This window comes from Peptoniphilus obesi ph1, assembly GCF_000311865.1.
In the GTDB taxonomy this organism is placed as follows: domain Bacteria; phylum Bacillota; class Clostridia; order Tissierellales; family Peptoniphilaceae; genus Peptoniphilus_E; species Peptoniphilus_E obesi.
The window spans coordinates 214,556-233,541 of record NZ_HE978582.1 but is presented as its reverse complement, the minus strand read 5'-3'; the positions used below and the strand labels follow the sequence as shown (position 1 = coordinate 233,541).

Annotated in this window: 11 protein-coding genes; 9 read left to right on the top strand and 2 right to left on the bottom strand. The window is 28.8% G+C overall.

Going from position 1 to position 18,986, the window contains the following annotated elements; translation table 11 throughout:
• The 9 genes from HGPB_RS07015 to HGPB_RS06990 form a co-directional block, all read left to right on the top strand.
• Positions 1–498: stalk domain-containing protein (locus HGPB_RS07015; RefSeq protein WP_019132979.1), on the top strand; the 498-nt coding region annotated here is incomplete at its 5' end.
• 15 nt (positions 499–513) lie between these two features.
• Positions 514–1,392, top strand: a complete 879-nt coding sequence (locus HGPB_RS07010; RefSeq protein WP_019132978.1) for a CD1107 family mobile element protein — start codon at positions 514–516, stop codon at positions 1,390–1,392.
• 222 nt (positions 1,393–1,614) lie between these two features.
• A complete protein-coding gene (locus tag HGPB_RS09055) occupies positions 1,615–1,749 on the top strand; it encodes a hypothetical protein (protein ID WP_262361912.1) in 135 nt (44 codons plus the stop codon).
• A gap of 69 nt (positions 1,750–1,818) precedes the next feature.
• Positions 1,819–3,525 carry a DNA topoisomerase 3 gene (locus HGPB_RS07005; protein ID WP_019117159.1) on the top strand — a complete coding sequence of 569 codons (1,707 nt, stop codon included), beginning with the start codon at positions 1,819–1,821 and terminating at the stop codon, positions 3,523–3,525.
• Positions 3,526–3,803: 278 nt separating this feature from the next.
• Positions 3,804–4,136, top strand: coding sequence for a type III toxin-antitoxin system ToxN/AbiQ family toxin (locus HGPB_RS09145; protein ID WP_008901382.1), 333 nt, complete (start codon positions 3,804–3,806; stop codon positions 4,134–4,136).
• Positions 4,133–4,354 carry a type III toxin-antitoxin system ToxN/AbiQ family toxin gene (locus HGPB_RS09140; RefSeq protein WP_081578485.1) on the top strand — a complete coding sequence of 74 codons (222 nt, stop codon included), beginning with the start codon at positions 4,133–4,135 and terminating at the stop codon, positions 4,352–4,354. Before HGPB_RS09145 ends, HGPB_RS09140 begins: the two co-directional genes overlap by 4 nt.
• 1,038 nt (positions 4,355–5,392) lie before the next feature.
• Positions 5,393–5,851: a TnpV protein gene (locus tag HGPB_RS09135; RefSeq protein ID WP_079392108.1), complete on the top strand. Its 459-nt coding sequence runs from the start codon at positions 5,393–5,395 to the stop codon at positions 5,849–5,851.
• Complete coding sequence (locus HGPB_RS06995; protein WP_392392333.1) at positions 5,737–15,480, top strand: helicase-related protein; 9,744 nt, start codon at positions 5,737–5,739, stop codon at positions 15,478–15,480. Before HGPB_RS09135 ends, HGPB_RS06995 begins: the two co-directional genes overlap by 115 nt.
• A gap of 33 nt (positions 15,481–15,513) precedes the next feature.
• Positions 15,514–16,656 (top strand): transposase, encoded by a 1,143-nt coding sequence (locus tag HGPB_RS06990; protein ID WP_019132976.1) that lies wholly within the window; start codon positions 15,514–15,516, stop codon positions 16,654–16,656.
• A 130-nt stretch (positions 16,657–16,786) separates the two neighbouring features.
• Here the strand turns inward: HGPB_RS06990 and HGPB_RS06985 are convergent, their stop codons facing one another.
• Positions 16,787–18,157 carry a relaxase/mobilization nuclease domain-containing protein gene (locus tag HGPB_RS06985; protein WP_019132975.1) on the bottom strand — a complete coding sequence of 457 codons (1,371 nt, stop codon included), beginning with the start codon at positions 18,155–18,157 and terminating at the stop codon, positions 16,787–16,789.
• Positions 18,157–18,525: a plasmid mobilization relaxosome protein MobC gene (gene mobC / locus HGPB_RS06980; protein WP_019132974.1), complete on the bottom strand. Its 369-nt coding sequence runs from the start codon at positions 18,523–18,525 to the stop codon at positions 18,157–18,159. The genes HGPB_RS06985 and mobC overlap by 1 nt, the downstream gene beginning before the upstream one ends.
• Positions 18,526–18,986 lie beyond the last annotated feature (461 nt).

Below are 18,986 nucleotides of genomic sequence, written 5' to 3'. Positions count from 1 at the left end.
AAAATGAAAGAGCAAGAAAACCAACAAGGCAAAAAACAAGTTAAAGATGAAAAAGAATTTGCAGTTTTCCAAGTAGACAAAAACTTTTATAACATTATAAAAGATGGAAAGAAAACTACTGTGTATATGGATGTAAAAGCATATATTAAGGATAATCGCATTATGCTACCTGTTAGATATGCAGCTTATACTCTTGGGTTTAATGTAGAATATGATGATAGTAAGAGAGAGGCTATCTTTTCAAATAAAGAAAATACAGCCTTACCTAAAAAAACTCTAAGATTAAATATAGATACTGGTGTTATGAAAGATAGTCAAGGAAACATTTATCATTCTGACACTAAACCTGTAATTATAAATGGAAGAATTCACGCATCTATTTCCAATATAGCTAAAGCTTTTAATGCAAGCTGTGGGGATATAAGAGATGAAAAAGATCAAAGTATAGAATGGGATAATAGCAGAAAGGCAGTTTATGTCTTCAAGAATATAAAGTAAGAAAAGGAGAGAATTATGAAGAAAAAAAGATTAGGGGTAGCCTTAGTGCTACTCCTTTTACTATTCAGTATGCCAAGCATATCCATAGCTAAGAGCAATGAAAATGAAATAAAAAATCAGTCAAATGATATTTATTTGCCAGAAAAAAGTAAAGAATTAGAAAGCTTATTTGATGAAGATGTATATGAACCATCTAATGAGAGTCAAAAAATTCCTTATCAGGAAGTGCCGAAAATACAAGAAAATAACATAAAAAATGAGCAAGTAGATAAAAAAGAAAAGCCATCTAAACTTGTTAAAGGTGGCAATACTAAAGCAATTAATCCATTAGCTACAAAAGAAAATAAGGCAAGAGGAACAGTTATAGAAAATGTAGATAAAAATGGACAGGATATTACACCGAAAGTAGAAGATCAAACATCAAGAGATGAAAAAAAGGAAAATCCAATAGATGTTAGACAATTTTTAACCTTTCAAACAAAGAGTGGAAAAACTATGCACCTCATTGTAGATCATTCGGAAAATCAAGAAAATGTACAATTACTAACAGAAGTTGGAGAACAAGATCTACTAAATATGATTGAAGGAGAAAGTGAAGTAAAGCCAAAAGAAGAAGTAGTGAAAAAAGAAGAACCGGTGGAGGAAAAACCGAAGAAAGAGGAGAAAGAAGAAAAGAAATCAGGGATAGGACTTTATTTATTTATGGGTTTAATTATTGTTGGTGTAATGGGTGCAGGATATTACTTCAAAATCTATAAAAAAAATGAAGAAGCAAGTTTTGAAGATGAGCAAGATTATAATGAATTAGAAGATGATTATGAATCTGAAGGGGAGGATTATGATCTTGAAGATAAGGAAGATACAGAAATTATTCCAGATGAAGATGAATTTTAATCTTCTCAATGATTTAAGCAGTAGATTAAGGACAACAATAAAATTAATTATCGTGTAAATTTATAAACATACGATAGAAAAGTACAATTAGAATTCTGGAACTTTAATAAAAAACGATGAACAAAACGACAGCACAAACTTAATATATAAGTAAAGCTAAGTTGAAATGATTGATTGTATTATTAAGAATTTGATATAGATAAAATCATAAGTTTAATGAGAATGCTAAAAACGGATCAAGCTTTTTTATACGGATGGAATTCTTATTCGAAGAAAAATCTTTATGCTAGAGACATAAAGTTTGAAGATGTAATAGATAATGGAATAAATATTATAGAAAAAATAAAAAATCGGTAGAGCTATAAAAAGATGAGGGATTGAAAATTTAATCTCTCATTTTTTTATTAAAAAATTAAAGGAGGAAAAATGAAATTAGTAATCGCAGAAAAACCAAGTGTTGCAGCATCAATAGCAAAAGTTATAGGAGCAAAAAATAGAAATAATGGATATTATGAGGGGAATGGATACATTGTTTCATGGTGTGTTGGGCATTTAGTACAAATGGCAAATCCTGATGTGTATGATGAAAGATATAAGAAGTGGAGAATTGAAGATTTACCTATTATCCCAAAAGAATACAAGTATGAGGTAACGAAGACAACTAAAAAACAGTTTAATATTCTTAAAAGACTAATGAATAGTAATGAAGTTGACACCATTATTAATGCTTGTGATGCTGGTAGAGAAGGAGAAGCTATCTTTAGACTTGTATATATGATGGCAAATTGTAAGAAGAAAATGAAACGTCTTTGGATTTCCTCAATGGAAGACTCTTCCATAAAAGAAGGATTTAGCAACTTAAAAGATGGAAGTAATTATGATAATCTTTTTGATTCAGCTAAGGCTCGTGCCATAGCTGATTGGCTTGTTGGAATGAACATAAGTAGACTTTACTCCTGTCTATATAATGAAAATTATAGTGTAGGCAGAGTACAAACACCAACTTTATCAATGATTGTGAATAGAGATGATGAGATAAATAGTTTTAAAAAAGAAAAATATTATACAGTGGAGATTTCCATGAATGGATTTACACTTTCGACAGATAGAATTGATGACAAGATAGTGGCAGAGCAGCTTAAAAATTTAATCGGAGAAAAAATTGAAATAACCGATGTAATTAAAAAAGAAAAGATTACAAAGCCTAATCTGCCCTTTGACCTAACAACACTTCAAAGAGAATGTAATAAGTATTTTGGATACAGTGCAAAACAAACCCTAGATTATGCCCAAAGCCTGTATGAAAAGAAGTATATTACCTATCCACGAACAGATTCAAGATATTTGACAGTAGACATGATAGAAAGCACTGTAAATAATATTATAGGAAAAAATGATTTTGACACAGAAAGAATTAAGGTAGTTTTTAATTCTGAAAAAGTTACAGATCATCATGCAATAATTCCAACGATAAGTTCATTAAATAAGGATATTTCAAATCTCCCGGAAAGCGAAGCCAAAGTATATAGACTTATAACAAATAAACTCTATGCAAGTTTTGGATATCCACTTGTAGAAAATACAACAAAGATAGTGGCTGAATTTGACGGGTTTGAATTTATAAACACTTATAAAATAATTGCAGAAGAAGGGTTTACAAAATATTTAGAAGAATATACATCAAAGAAGAAAGAAGATATACAACTTCCTGATGTAAAAATAGGAGATTTTTTATATATTGAAAATAAAGATATAAAAGAGAAGTATACAAATCCACCTAAACACTTCACTGAAGACACACTCTTAAAAGCAATGGAAATAGCTGGAAATGATGAATTAGTTAAGGATGTTGAAATTGAAAGAAAAGGACTTGGTACTCCTGCTACAAGAGCGGGAATAATAGAAAATTTGATATACAAAGGTTATATAAAAAGAGAAAAGAAAAACCTAATATCAACTAGGAAGGGATTAAACCTAGTTACTATAGTTATAGATGAGTTTAAATCTCCAAAGACAACAGCAAAATGGGAAATGAGATTAAGTGATATAGCAAAGGGTAAGGAAAATAAAGAGAATTTTTTAAAAGAAATTGAAGAAGAAATAAAAAATACTATAGGTAAATATTATAAGTAAATTGATTATAAAAAATTGAATACGGTTATAGGAATGAAGAAAGGAGTGATTTATGAAAGAAATAGGGTATAATATAAGTGATAAAAGAGTAGGCATTAGGAAATTTACTTATTTGATATTACTATGAATATATGTTATACTCTTATCAGATAAAGATGGTGTCCCACTACCGTTAAAGGTGGAGCATTAAAGAAGGTGTCTCACTACCTATATCCCAAAGGTGAAGCATTAAAGCAAGCAGAGAGGATTAAACCTCTCTGTTTTTTTAGGAGAAAATAATGGTAGAAGTTATAAAATATGGATTTTATACTGTAAACTCTGATTACCTTGAATATCTAAATAAAGTAGATTCAGAAGTTTATTACAACCCATCGTATAGAAACAGTATAAAACCATTTGTTGGAATTATTGTTGGTATAGAAAATTATAATTATTTTATTCCAATTTCTTCTGCAAAGGAAAAACATAAAAAATGGAAGAATGTTTCTGATGAGCATTTTTTGATTTATGAAGTGATCGATAATAGTATTACTATAGATGGAGATATCTACAAATATTATTCTGATAGAAAAAAATGCACATATTATCTATATTGGATATTAAGAAAATGATTCCTGTACCGACTGATTGTTATGAAAGAATTGATTTTAACGAACTTGAGGATATTAGATATAAAGACTTATTTCAAAAAGAATACGCTTTTTGTTTAAAAATAAAAACAAAGGTCTTGATAAAGGTAGAAAAAATATACAAAAATCAAAAGAAAACAGGAATTATAAGAAGAGCAAATTGCAATTTTTCAAAGTTAGAAAAAGCAATGTTGGATTGAAAGCAATAGAATAAAGGCAGTTAAAGCGATTAGAAAAGTAAAAAATTCCAATCGTTTTTTTATTGCAATAAAAAGATAGCGTAAATGACATTTTAAAGTTATCTTTTGCTTACAGAAATTTAAAAAATAGAAAGAAATAAAGTTTAATAAATAAATATATAAAAATTTAGTTCATTTTTATCACTATAATGAGGAGGGATAAAATGCCAAGATATGATATAGTAGATTTAAGTAGAACAATCTATCTTGCAAAAGAAGAATTTAAGAAAGATATAAAAAAATATGAGGAATATTTAAAGGTATCAGGCAATAACTATAAATATCCATATATACATCAAATATCTATATACAATATGGATCCAAAAGCAACAGCCTGTGCAGAATTTGATTATTGGAAAAGTATAGGTAGAAGCGTTAAAAGAGGCGAAAAAGGAATACCACTTTTAGATATAGATAGTGGAAGGATAAAATATATATTCGACATAAGGCAAACAGTAAGTATTAATCATAATATTTCTGAGGTAAAGCTATGGAAATATGATAGCAAAAAGCATTTAAACTTACTAGATGAACTGATAGATAAGTTTAAAGAAAAAGATAGTAAGCTTCTATTAAGCCAAGAAGATAAAATTGATGCCTTAGTAGAAAGTAATGTTAGAGGAAAATTCAATAAAATTTTAGAAAGTCTATCTGATGAAAGTTTAAAAAGCATTCAAAAGGTAGACCTTTTTAATTTGTTAAAAGAATCCGTAAAAATTTCCATAAGCGAGAGAATGGAGGTCTCATATCAGCTAAAAGAAGAAAACTTATCTTTACTGTCTAAAATATCAAGTTCGGACATAGACAAAGTATTAAGTATAAGTGCTAATATAAGTAAAAATATCTTACTTGATTTGGGAAGTGAAATAAAAAGATTAGAAATTTTAGAGAAAATTCAAGAAAGAAAAGATTTGGAGCAGACAAAAGAGCTTAAGGAGCGTTATAATAAATTAAGTTCTGATATAAACGGTGAAATAAATTTTAAAGGAGGCTTGGAAGATGAAAGAGAAATTAACATTGGCAGGCAAGGAATACCTCATGGAGGAGGGGATTTACACACCAATCGTCAAGGAGAATTCCTTCGAGAGACAGGGAGGGACATACAAGATGGAAGAATTGGAGGAAGGCATGGAAGTCCTAATACCCAATATGGCAATTCCCAAGGAAATAGATTTAAAGAAACTCAACAGATGGGGAAGGATGAGATTGAACTTTCTCAAGGAGAACAAAGAAGAGGATTATCAGATAATGTATTTGCAAGGGACATTGATGGATCATCTTCTATCAAAGGAAAAAGAGATAGAGGACTTTATCACGAGGGAAGAAGTCAAAATGATGGAAACTTGGGGTCTGACAGAAGAACTGAAAGAAGAGGACTATCTGAAATATCTGAGATTGAAGAAGAACATGGATATGACCCTACAAGAAATAGGGGAAAGGGAGATAATCCTAATCTAAAAAATGAGGAAGTAGAGTCTACTTCCTTTTTTTCTGCTAAAAATCATGGAGAGCAAATATCCTTCTCAAATCCAATAAGTCAAAGAGAAATAGATACATTTTTAATACATGGAGGAAATCATGAAGATGGAAGATTAGCAGTAATAGCAGAATTTTCTAAGGGTAAATCTTTAGAAGAACAGGCAAACTTTTTGAAAGAAATATATAGGGGAGCCAATGGTCTTGAAATTGAAGGAAGAAAGATATCTGCATGGTTTGGAAAGGAAGGAGCAATTTTTAAAGATGGAGATGAGGCAAGATATAGAGAAGGGCAAATAGTTTCTTGGAAAGATTTAGCTAATAATATTAATAATTTATTAGATAGAGGAGAATTTGCTAGCAATGTTGAGATTGTAGAAAGTGCGACATATGAAAGAGAAAAAATAGCAGAAAAATTATTGTATTTAAAGAGAGATCTTACTGATGAAACTAAGGATAGATATTTAGCGATTCTTAATGATATAAAAGGAAGAGGCTTCCCAGATGAAAAAGAAAATCTCGGGAAAAAACTTGAAGATAAAAATTTTATAAATAAACTCAGAAAAGAATACGAGGTATTTTTAGAAGAATATAAGATTAATCCTGATATTTTAAGATTTCATCATTATAAATTATCTAAAATCTATAATGATATCAATGATTTAGAAATAGAAAGAAAATTATATAGGTCAAATTTAAAGGATATTGCACCTATTCAGAGTTTTATAACACAAGATGAAATAGATGAAAGCCTAAAAAGAGGAAGCGGGTTTTCTGATGGAAAGAAAAGAATATATGAATTTTTTACTGAAAAGCATGATTTAAAAGAACAAGCAGATTTCTTGAAAAATGAATATGGCGTAGGTGGAAGTTCTCATGCACTATCTGCTGCAAGAGAAAGTGGTGAGTGGCACGATGCGAAGGGAATAAAATATAATAAAGGTAATGCAAAAGAAATACTACTATCTTGGTCTAATGTTGCAAGAAGAATTAATGACCTTATTAAAAAGAATAGATATATAGATGAAGAAAGTTTTGAAGAAAATAGGAAGAAAAAAACAGATCAGGAAATAAATAAAACAGAAAAAGAAAGCCAGGAGTATATAAATTATCAAGATGATTTGCCTCCAACTGATAATGATGTATATATAGAAAGAACAAATAATAGTTCTATATATTATTATCAAGGACAGTCTGTAGCAAGTATAGGTGATGATGGAAAACTTATCATTTATGATGAATTTATACCAAACTTTTTAAAAGAAGATATATATTCCATAGCCTTTGAAAAACAATTAGATATACCATTAGACCAGTTAGACGATGGAATTATTCTTGAGGGAATACATGACACTTTTTATATTAAAGAAAAGGAAGAAATAGAAGGAAGAGAATATTACCTTTTAGAAAGTCAAAGTCGATATGATGATATTCCAAATATTGTAGTTAATTCTAACAAAGAAGTTATAGATGATGATATAGTAAATGGTTTTGAAGAATTTAAGGAATTTTATACTAATAAAAATAAAGAGAATATAGGTTTTGATTTAGATAGCCATAGAAAAGATGATTATTGGATAATTGAGTTTAATGAGGGTTCAAGTCTAATAGAAAAAGATTATACAGGACAAAGGCTGACTAAAGAACTATTAGATGAAATAAGGGAAATAGATGAAAAGATAAGACTTCATAATAAGACCTTAGGAGAAGATGAATATGGGCAGATGACTGATAAGTGGGAGGGGTATTCCAAATTCTATTTTAACCATATAGTAGATGGGAAAATAGTTGATCACCATAAGATAGACATAGGTGATGGAAACGAGATCAACCAAAGAGACTTTGAATTTCTTTATGAACAAATAGGAAAAAGTCAGATAGAACTTAATCAAACTATAGAAGAAAATAAGATAGATGAAAAAATAATTTCCATAGACCAAATTGAAGATATACTTTTCGATGTATTAGTTAAGGATAAAGTTTTAGAAAATGAAATTATAAAGGCAAGAGAAAACTTAGGAAATAATACCTTAGCAAGTTTTAACTCTGTATTCCAAAGAGAATATGCAAAAATCATGAGAGAAGTTGCCGATAAGCAGGGAAATCTTCCAGATGATATGAAGTCAATAGATAAGGTTAAAGAATTAGGCATTAGAATAGAAAATAGATATAGAGAATATTTAAATAATTCACTTGAAAACAATATAGAAGATGATAAGGAGATACTCTCTATAAAAGTGGGAGATATAGTTAAAACAGAGGATAATAAATATTTAAAAATAAAAAATATTTCCAGTGGATATGATAATAACCATAATCAAATAACATATTATTCATATGATGCCTATTTTGATAAGGACTTAAAACTATTCTCACATTCCTTTAAAGGAAGCAATTTAAAAGCTTTAGAAGTATTAAGAAATGAAGTAGAAGAAAAATTAACAAAAGAGATTGTAGAAGATAAAATAGCGGTAAAAGTAGGATATTATTATGCCTTAGTAGATAAAGAGAAAATAAAGGATATAGAACTAGAAGAGACAGGAATTAGAGTTTATCCAAGAAAGGAAAACTCACAAGGAAAGATCTATACTTTATATAAAGGGAAATCTTTTGAAGATAGCAAAAAAATAGACAGTTTGTTTGATGAAATTACTGCCAAAATGAAAGAAGCAAACCTTACAAATTTAAATGATGTATTAGAATTGGAAAGGGAAGGTTTATTTGAAATTACTGATGATAAAGTTACAAAATTTGAGGAAGGCTATGATATAGATGTTCAAAGCTTTAATCAGCAATTTCCAGATTATTATAATGATATATATGTTTTTAATAAAAATCTTGAAATCAATGGAGCATATCAAAATTTAGCACATATAAATGAAGAAAATAAAATTACTTTTAATATAAATTTATCGCAAGAAGAAAAATCCAAAATTGAAGAAATAAGAGATAAGAAACAAGTTCTTTCCATGTTAATAGATAAGGATATCAAAGAAAAAAGAGAATACTATTTTGATCCTCAAAATGAAGAATACTTACTACTGTCAAAGAAAATAGAAGATGGATTATTAAAAAAACCAGAAAATATTATAGATGGAAAAGAAGGGTATAAGGTAGAGCTAATCTTAGATGTTAAGGGGAAATCTCTTAAACAAAATTTACGATACAATGGGTATATTTTAAATTCTAATCAAGCTATAAAATATAAAAGTTATAAGGACATATTAAGTAACTTACCTTATTTACTTGATGACAAACATAGAGAAGTGCTTTTAAATGGATATTTAAATCAGCAAATAGAAAATGATAGAACAAGGCAAGAAGAAAATCCATTTAAAGAAGGTATGAGTGTTAGATACAAAGGAAAAGAATACACTATAACTGCTATTAACGATACTACAAGTCCTAAAACTATAGAACTAGAAGATAGCACAGGACTAATGAATGGTTTTATTACCGGAAGCGAAACAATTATTTTTAATAACTACAAAGATCTTGATTTAGAAGTTATAAAAAAAGAGGAATTAATTCCGTTAGAAATAGAAGATTATAGTCTTTTAGGATTACCAGTTCAATTTAGAAATAAGGAATATTTAATTAAAGAAAATGAATTTAATGAAGCTGGAATGGGTAGATTAGCTTTAAGTACAATAGATAAGAGTGGTATTACTGAAGTAATATATAGTGGAGAAAGACCTGTTTCTAATATTTTTGCAAGAAAGGAAGATTTAGAAGAATATAAATCTAGTGAAAAAGATAAATTAAGTAAAAAACAATCTATCGATAAAGAGGAATTAGTAGAACAAATTAGCTTTGAATATATTGACAATAATAACGAAGAAAAAGTTAAAAAAGACAATTCAGGGCTTTTACATAAAAGCCTTGATGTAATAAATAATAAATCTTCTCTTGTTGCTGATCAGTTTATAGTAAGAGTAGATAATGAAAAGGAAGAATTTTTAGTATATAGTTCGTCTAATCCAAAAAATTATAGGGAATTTACTCTACCTTTTTCTTACCTCAAAGGAATTGACAAAATTGACGGAGATGGTAATTCATTAAAATTAACCACTCATAGAAAAGAAACTATTGATAAGAAGTTAGAAGAATATAAGGAATGGAAAGAAAATAATAATTTAATAAGGACTGATAGAGAAAATATAGAAGGGGTTTCTGAAGTTTCTTTAGAAAACTATAAAATTATTAATGAAGAAGAAAACCTACCACCTTCACAGAGATTAAAAAACAACATTGAAGCTATAAATGTCTTAAAGGCTTTAGAAAAAGAAAATAGAAGTGCAAGAAAAGATGAACAGGAAATTTTGGCAAAATATATTGGCTGGGGAGGACTTTCCGATGTATTTGATGAAGAAAAGGAAGGTCAATGGCTTGATGCAAGAAATTTTTTAAAAGAAAATCTAACTGGGGAAGAATATAATAGGGCAAGAGGATCAACCCTAACAGCTTTTTATACGCCGAAAGTAGTTATAGACGCTATCTATGAAAGTCTTTCTAATCTTGGCTTTGAAAAAGGAAATATATTAGAACCAAGTGCTGGGACAGGGAGATTTATAGGAAATCTACCTGAAGAAATGAAAGAGTCAAACTTTTATGGAGTTGAATTAGATAGGATTAGTGGACAAATTGCCAAAGAACTTTACCCTAATGCCAATATACAAATAAAAGGATTTGAAGAAACCAATTTTTCTAATAACCTATTTGATGTGGCCATAGGAAATATTCCTTTTGGAGAATTTAAAGTAGCAGATCGTGAGTATGAAAGAAATAACTTTCTAATTCACGATTATTTTTTTGCTAAAACTTTAGATAAGGTTAGAGATGGCGGCATCATTGCATTTATAACATCTTCAGGAACAATGGATAAAAAAAGTGAAGATGTTAGAAGATATATATCAGAAAGGGCGGAGTTCTTAGGAGCAATACGACTACCTAATAGAACATTTAAAGGAGTAGCAGGTACAGAAGTAACTTCAGATATAATCTTTTTAAAAAAGAGAGATAGGCTATTAAAGATAGATGAAGACTGGATAAAGCTAGACAAAGATGCAAAAGGACTAATATATAATAAATACTTTGTAGATAATCCTCAGATGGTAATAGGGACTATGGAAGAAATACCGTCAAGATTTGGGACAAGCCTTGCATGTATTGAAAATAAAGATATTTCTTTAGAAGAAGGACTAAAAAAAGCCATTAAAAATATTCAAGGTAGGTATGAAGAAGCTCAAATAAATGATGATTTAGGAGAAGAAACAATACCGGCTGATGATAGTGTTAAAAACTATTCTTTTGCTTTAGTTGATGATGAAATATATTTTAGAGAAAATTCAATTATGCAAAAAATATCCGTAAATGAAAAGGATAAAGATAAGGTAAAAGAATATTTAAGATTAAATGAAAGTCTAAGGAAAGTTATAACCTATCAAAAAGAAGACTATTCAGATGAAGAGATAAAAAAAGAACAAGAAAATCTAAATAAATTCTACGATGATTTCAATAGCAAACATGGAAGACTAAATTCAAAAACCAATAAAAAGTTATTTAGAGAAGATGCCAATTTTTCTTTAATTTCAACTTTGGAGAAATTAGATAAAGAAGGCAACTTTATAGGAAAATCTGATATCTTTAACAAGAGAACTATAAAAAAAGCTGTAATAATAGATCATACAGATAGGGCAATAGATGCTCTGGTACTCTCTATTAGTCAAAAAGGTAAAATAAATTTTGATTATATGGAAGAATTGACAGGAAAAACAAGAGATAAATTAATAGAAGAATTAAAGGGAGAAATATTTTTAAATTTAGATTCCTTTGAACCTAATGATAGGAATCCATTTAAGTCTGCTAAGGATCTAGGAGATTTTTCAAGACCTTACGTAAGTGCTGATGAATACTTGTCAGGAAATATAAGAGATAAAATTGAAGTTGTAGACTCTTATATTAAAAACATCGAAAAAGAGTTAGGAAAGGAAGTAAATCTAGAGGATAGTAAACTCTTAAAAAAAGAATTAGAAGAGTTACATTTTCAAAAAGCAAAGCTAGTGGAAGTTATGCCTAAAGCACTAGATGCAAGTGAGATTACAGTTAGAATGGGTGCAACATGGATACCGGAACAAGATTACAAAAAATTTATGTTTGATTTGTTGAAAACACCAGTTTCATCAAGGTGGAATATAGATATTAAGTATTCTGACTTTACAGGAGAATATAGAGTTGAAGGAAAAAGCTCTGATAGGGACAATGACCTTGCTTCTTTTACCTATGGTACAAATAGGGTAAATGCCTACAAATTGATAGAAGATACTTTAAATTTAAGAGATACTAAGGTATTTGACCAAGTAGAAGACAGTGATGGAAAGAAAAAATCTGTGCTTAATCAAAAAGAAACAATGCTTGCAAGAAGTAAGCAAGAGATGATAAAAGAAGAATTTAAAAGCTGGATATTTGATGATGTGGAAAGAAGAAATAGATTAGTAGAAGATTATAACGAAAGATTTAATTCCATAAGACAAAGGGAATATGATGGATCTAATCTTACTTTTGAAGGAATGAATCCTGAAATAGAATTAAGAGCACATCAAAAAGATGCCATAGCAAGAGGTTTGTTTGGTGGAAATACTTTACTTGCCCATGAAGTAGGAGCAGGAAAAACCTTTGAAATGATAGGTATAGCCATGGAGTCAAAAAGACTTGGAATGAGTAATAAGTCAATGTTTGTTGTTCCTAACCACATTGTAGAGCAATTTGGAAGAGAATTTAATGAACTTTATCCAGGAGCTAATGTATTATGTGCTACAGAAAAAGACTTCACACCAGATAGACGAAAAAGATTTTGTAGTCGTATTGCTACAGGAAGTTTTGATGCTGTTATTATAGGGCACAGTCAATTTGAAAAAATTCCTATATCAAAAGAAAGACAAGAATATGAATTGCAAGGTCAAATTGATGAAATAATTGACTATATAGATGAATATAAAAGAGAAAGGGATCAAAGATTTACTGTAAAGCAATTAGAAAAAACAAAGAAAAAATTAGAGACAAAGTTAGAAAAACTAAATGCTGATTATAAGAAAGATGACGTTGTAACCTTTGAGGAACTGGGAGTAGATAAGTTATTTGTAGATGAAGCCCATGCCTACAAAAACCTCTATCTATTTTCTAAAATGAGGAATGTAGCAGGAATTACTTCTACAGATTCACAAAAATCATCAGATATGCTTATGAAATGCCGCTATATGGATGAAATAACTAATAATAAAGGATTAGTATTTGCCACAGGTACACCAGTAAGCAACAGTATGGCTGAACTTTATACCATGCAGAGATATTTACAGTATGATGAATTAAAAAAGATGAAATTGCAACATTTCGATTCTTGGGCGTCTACTTTTGGAGAAACAATAACGGCAATAGAATTAAATCCTGAGGGTAATGGTTATAGGAGCAAAACCAGATTTGCAAAATTTTATAATCTTCCTGAACTTATGAATACTGTAAAAGGATTTATGGATATTAAAACAGTTGATGTTTTAAATCTTCCTACACCAATTGCCCATTATGAAACTATAAAAACAAAGCCTACCGAAGAACAAAAAGAAATTCTTGAAACTTTTTCCGAGAGAGCAGATAAGGTTCGTGATAAGCAGGTAGATGCAAGTGTTGATAATATGCTTTTGATTACAAATGACGGAAAGAAAATGGCACTTGACCAAAGGTTAATCAATCCTTTACTTTCTGATGATCCTAATAGTAAGGTGAATACCTGTATAAAAAATGTATTTAGCATTTGGGATAAATATAAAGATAAAAAATCTGCTCAATTAATATTTTGTGATATGTCTACACCAAGTAATGATTTTAATATCTATGATGATATTAAAACAAAACTTATAGATATGGGAGTACCTGAAAATGAAATAGAATTTATTCATAAGGCAAAAAACAATATGGAAAAAGACGCTATCTTTGATAAGGTAAGAAAGGGAGAAATAAGAGTCTTACTTGGTTCAACACAGAAAATGGGAGCAGGTACTAATGCTCAAGACAAGCTAATTGCAATCCACGATCTTGATATACCATGGAGACCGGCTGATCTTTCTCAAAGGGCAGGAAGGATTGTGAGGCAGGGAAATGAGAATAAGGAAGTCCATATATTTAGATATGTAACAGAAAATACTTTTGATGCCTATCTTTTCCAAACCTTAGAGAATAAACAAAAATATATTTCTCAAATTATGACTTCAAAGACACCTGTAAGAGTTGCAGAAGATGTAGACGAAGCCACATTAAACTATGCCGAAATCAAAGCTCTTGCAACAGGAAATCCATTAATAAAGGAGAAGATGGACCTTGATGTTGAAGTTTCTAAACTTAAAATGCTAGAGTCCAATTTTAAATCAAATCTTTACAAGCTGGAAGATAAAGTAGTTAAATTTTATCCAAAGGAAATAGAAAGATTAAAAGAAAGGATAGAGAACTTAAAGGAAGATATTAAAAATGTTGAGCCTTATAGAGATGTAGATAAAAATTTAAAAGAAGATAATAAATTTACCTCTCTAATTATTGACGGAAAGAAGTATATAGATAAGAAAATAGCTGGAGAGTTTTTGTTGAACAAAATTAAGGGAGTTAAAATATATAGGGAAATGGATAAAGATGGAGAAAAAATAGGTGAATATAGAAATTTTGATTTATCCATAAAATATGATTCTTTTTTCAATAAATATAACTTTATATTAAAAGGTAAGGGAGAATATAGAGGAGAGTTTGGAACAGATGAAATAGGTAATATAACAAGAATGGATAATGTATTGGATAAATTACCAGAAAGATTAGAAAATACAATTTCAAAACTAAAAGATATAGAAGAGCAATTTCAAACAGCTAAAATTGAAATACAAAAGACATTTCCACAAGCTGAACTTTTAAAGGATAAGACACTAAGACTTGCAGAAGTAAATAATTTACTAGATATGGGAAAAAGTGAAGATATAAGCCAAGATAATCCATTACTAGAAGAAGTAAAGGAAGAATTGATAGACTTCCTTAACAGAGAATATGATGAAGAAAACAGGTTAGAGGACTTTGATACTATATTTCCTGACTTAACAGATATAGGAATAGCTTATACAACTACACCAGATGAAAAGCATGAAATACAAGTAAGTTTAGATTTAATAAATTACAAGATGAACACCTATGTAGATAAGAACCTAATTGACAGCTTTCAATACACCTATGATCCCTTAGATGCAAGTGATTTAAAAGAGCTAGTACAGATAAAGACATCTATTGGCTTTTGGAATTTTAGTGAGCTTGTATCAGTAAATGAAGAAAAGCTGAGAGAAGTAATGGGACTTGAAATAGATGATGATGGCAACTTCTATGATCCATTATCTAAAGATATGGATTTAGATGGAATAATAGATAGAAATGATGCTGATTTTAGAGATAGTAAAGTGCAGGAAATAGGAGATTTTGAAAGGAAAGAAAAAAAATCTATTATGGATAAATTAAAGGAATATAAGGGAAATTTAGCAGTAAATAATAATATAAAAGAAATAAATAATAGTGAACCATGTGGCAGATAAAGCTTTAAATGAGATTATTAGAGGAAAAAGAATATGGAATTTGATAGATATAGCTTTAATGAATTTATTCGAGAAAATTTTTCTTTTGATGGTGCTACTCAGAGAATAATTAACAATATAGTTGAATATGGAATTAAAAATTTTGCCACTTCAGAAGATAAATTAGTTGAATTTATTCAGACTACAATCGATGATCCAACAGTTGAAGAAATAAAACAATTTATTATTAGTGACGGAAAGGAAGAAGAAATAAAAGATTTAACAGATAAGAAAGATAAAAATAGAAATGGAGGAATAAAAATGGATATAAAAAAGGGAAATGTAATTGAAACTGAATTTGGAGATACTATGGTATTGGATGTGAAAGATAATCAAGCTACCTTATTTGACGGGAAGCAATTTATTTTAGCCACAGGAGTAGAGTTTAACAAAGAAAGTGGAAAGTATGAATGGGATTCTGTTAGATACGCAAGTGATATAAAAACAATAGCAAATATGGAAAATACAAATTTTGAAAGCATGAAAAATACAATAGATTTTTTAGCAGAATATAATCATAAAGAATTTGTAAAAGGTATTATATCTCTTGAAACAGGAGTAGAAAATGAAAATGTTCTTAATAATGCCTATGATAATTATATGAACGATTCAGTTATGGGTCTTATTGATGAAAAGTTTATTGAATATATAGACGAAGAAGAGTTAAAAGAAAATTTAGAAGCTAATCAAGAACAAGGAGATAAAGAGATGAAAGATATAGATAATAAAGAAAAGGATACATTAAATATAGATGGAAATATAGCAACTGATATAGAAATTAAAGATTTAAAATCAAAAGATGGGAGGGACTTTAAAGTAGCCTCCTTTTCTATTGCTGAAAATGACAAGAAAGGAAATGCAAAATTCATCAGCTGCTACGCCTATAATGACAAAATCAATCAAGTAAAAAATTTGAAAAAAGGAGATTTTGTACACCTATTTGGCAAAGAAAAGAAAAGTATGGGAAAGGATAATAAGGAATACACAAGTCTAAAAGTATACTCTGCAAAGTTATTAAAAGCTAAAGAGCATACTAAAGCAAAAGAATCAACAATAGGGAAATTAAAGGAATTTAAGACTAAAGGGGATATGAAAGTGGATGAAAAGAAGAAAAAGGATAATAGCATAGAAAGGTAAAAGATTATAGGGGGCAGGTTTTAGTCTGCCTCCTATATTTTTTTATTGGTTGTCTTTAAGGGAAAATGATGGGTTATATTGAAAGAATATCAGCTCAAAATCTATCCGAAGAAGCTGATACACCAGATCCTTACTTATACAATTCATTATAAATATACTTATCAGTATTCTTTCTTAATTGAGTCAATTCATTTATCAATATATTCTCGTTGGCGTAGTCATCCATAAGAATATCTTTTTTATTTTTGTATTCATCATATAATTTTGACAACTCTTTTATACTTGGATTTTTATATTTACACTTTTCTAAAGTACTTATTGCTTTTTCATATGCGATAATTTGAGGCTTATATTCACTATAAAAATCTTTATCATTTGGATTTTCTTTATAGGTTTTATAGATAACCTTATTTATTTTTATAGTGTTAATGTCTTCAATAGCTGCGTAAATTTCGCTCATAACTTTTTCAACATCTTTAATCTTATTTAGGATTTCTTGCCTATTAACAGCCTCTTCTTGGAGTTTAGTTTCCAAATCCATACTAGATGATAGACCGTATTTTCTAAGCTGATTTAAGGTATTCGCCATAGTATTCATATTATGTTTTCTTGCCCATATTTCATAACCTTTAGAAGATTTAACCTTTTCATTACTTTCTATGTCTATTATATTATCAAATTTCTTATAAGATTTTTTATCATAACAAATTTTGTTATTTTTGTAATTTTCATTTACCTTATTTTCAATTCTCTCTTTTATTCTCTCTTTTGTATAATCTTTTCCAAGAGTAGTTTCCCTCGCACGAATGAATCGCCCTTTTTCTCCTTGTTTTTTATGTCTGAAAGAAAGATATTTTCCAAGTTTAATTTCATAGCCATATTCTTCCATAAGCTTTAAGAAATTCTCATAGCTATTTGCTTTATTAATAGTATGATCAATAGCGATTTGAAGTTTATGTTTCCAAGATTTTCCTTTCTTAAATTCAATATATTCTTTGTAGGATTTACCATTGGTTTTATACTTTTCTTTAAATTTTACATAATCTTCATCTATAACTGATAGCTGATACTTTCTACATAAATCATCACTATGATTTCTAATTTGGTGGTAAGTTTTTTTGTTACTTTGATATGCTTTACCAGTTTCAAAAGAAACATTATTAAATAGTATATGGTTGTGAATATGCCCCTTATCTATATGGGTAGTAAGAACATATTCATACTTTCCTTTTAAGATTTTATCGCATAGTTCTATGCCTATTTGATGAGCCTCTTCAGCAGTAGTTTCTCCAGGAAAAAAAGATTGAATTAAATGTCGTGCCAAAACTTTTGCTTTAGAATTACATTCTATTTTTGTTTGTTCAAATTCTAAATGAGCAGTTATAGGGTTACAGTTTAGGGAGGAAATTAGAATTTTTTCATCTGTTTTATCACTATTCATAATATAATCAAGTGCTGCTTTTAAGGTGGATTTTATAGGATGAATTTTAGTAATTGCCATTATTCTTTCTCAGTATTTATGCTATTAGAATTAGTAAGAGAGTATATTTTTTTACGCATAGAGAAAATATCTTTCGCTTGATTTTCTAATAAGCTTTTTAAATCTTCTACATCATCTTTATATATAATTGATGTAGTATTTATCCTTTTAGCAATTTGATTTATATTATTTGAAGTACGACTTATATTTGTTGACATTTCACGAAAGACATCCATATCTAGTACATAAATATCTTTTTCTAAAATACATTTCATAATAAATTGTCTAAGAGTTTTACACTTAGATGCTTTATATTTTTCATTTAGCAATTCTAACTCATCATCAGATAACATTAAATAGATTCCGTTATTTCTAAATCTACTTGTCATAATTTAACCTCCTCGTATATTGTAGTTGTAATAATAAATACTACATTTTGTTCTCAATCCCTCTTTATTATGTGATAATAATTATATAGATAGAGCTCGTAGTAAACTTCCTTGAAGTTCCTCTTCCTAATAAATTTATTAATCGAAATAAAAAAGAAAAACCTGTAAATTCAAGTAGGATAACTTGACTTACAGGTATAATTTATTCTATATATTTCGTCTGGAAATCTCCTGATTTAAATTTTTATTATTCATATTTTATCACTTTTTGAGATAATATTCAAGTTTACGTTGGGGCTATTATAAGCGTTTGTTGCTGAATTTAATTATTATAAATTTAGGGGTTTGGGGATATTCTCCAACAAGTAAAATGGGAAAAATAAGCGATATAATCGTAGTATTCTTATTCCATTTTTAGTAAGTGCATATGCACTTACTGTGCTTGCTCATATACTAATAGT

Bases quoted from the DNA above. Each gene is read 5' to 3' on its own strand.
- HGPB_RS09135 (WP_079392108.1), top strand. From the start codon at position 5,393: ATGAAAGAGAAATTAACATTGGCAGGCAAGGAATACCTCATGGAGGAG.
- HGPB_RS07005 (WP_019117159.1), top strand. From the start codon at position 1,819: ATGAAATTAGTAATCGCAGAAAAACCAAGTGTTGCAGCATCAATAGCA.
- HGPB_RS06990 (WP_019132976.1), top strand. From the start codon at position 15,514: ATGGAATTTGATAGATATAGCTTTAATGAATTTATTCGAGAAAATTTT.
- HGPB_RS09140 (WP_081578485.1), top strand. From the start codon at position 4,133: ATGATTCCTGTACCGACTGATTGTTATGAAAGAATTGATTTTAACGAA.
- HGPB_RS09055 (WP_262361912.1), top strand. From the start codon at position 1,615: ATGCTAAAAACGGATCAAGCTTTTTTATACGGATGGAATTCTTATTCG.
- HGPB_RS07010 (WP_019132978.1), top strand. From the start codon at position 514: ATGAAGAAAAAAAGATTAGGGGTAGCCTTAGTGCTACTCCTTTTACTA.
- HGPB_RS06985 (WP_019132975.1), bottom strand. From the start codon at position 18,157: ATGGCAATTACTAAAATTCATCCTATAAAATCCACCTTAAAAGCAGCA.
- HGPB_RS09145 (WP_008901382.1), top strand. From the start codon at position 3,804: ATGGTAGAAGTTATAAAATATGGATTTTATACTGTAAACTCTGATTAC.
- mobC (WP_019132974.1), bottom strand. From the start codon at position 18,525: ATGACAAGTAGATTTAGAAATAACGGAATCTATTTAATGTTATCTGAT.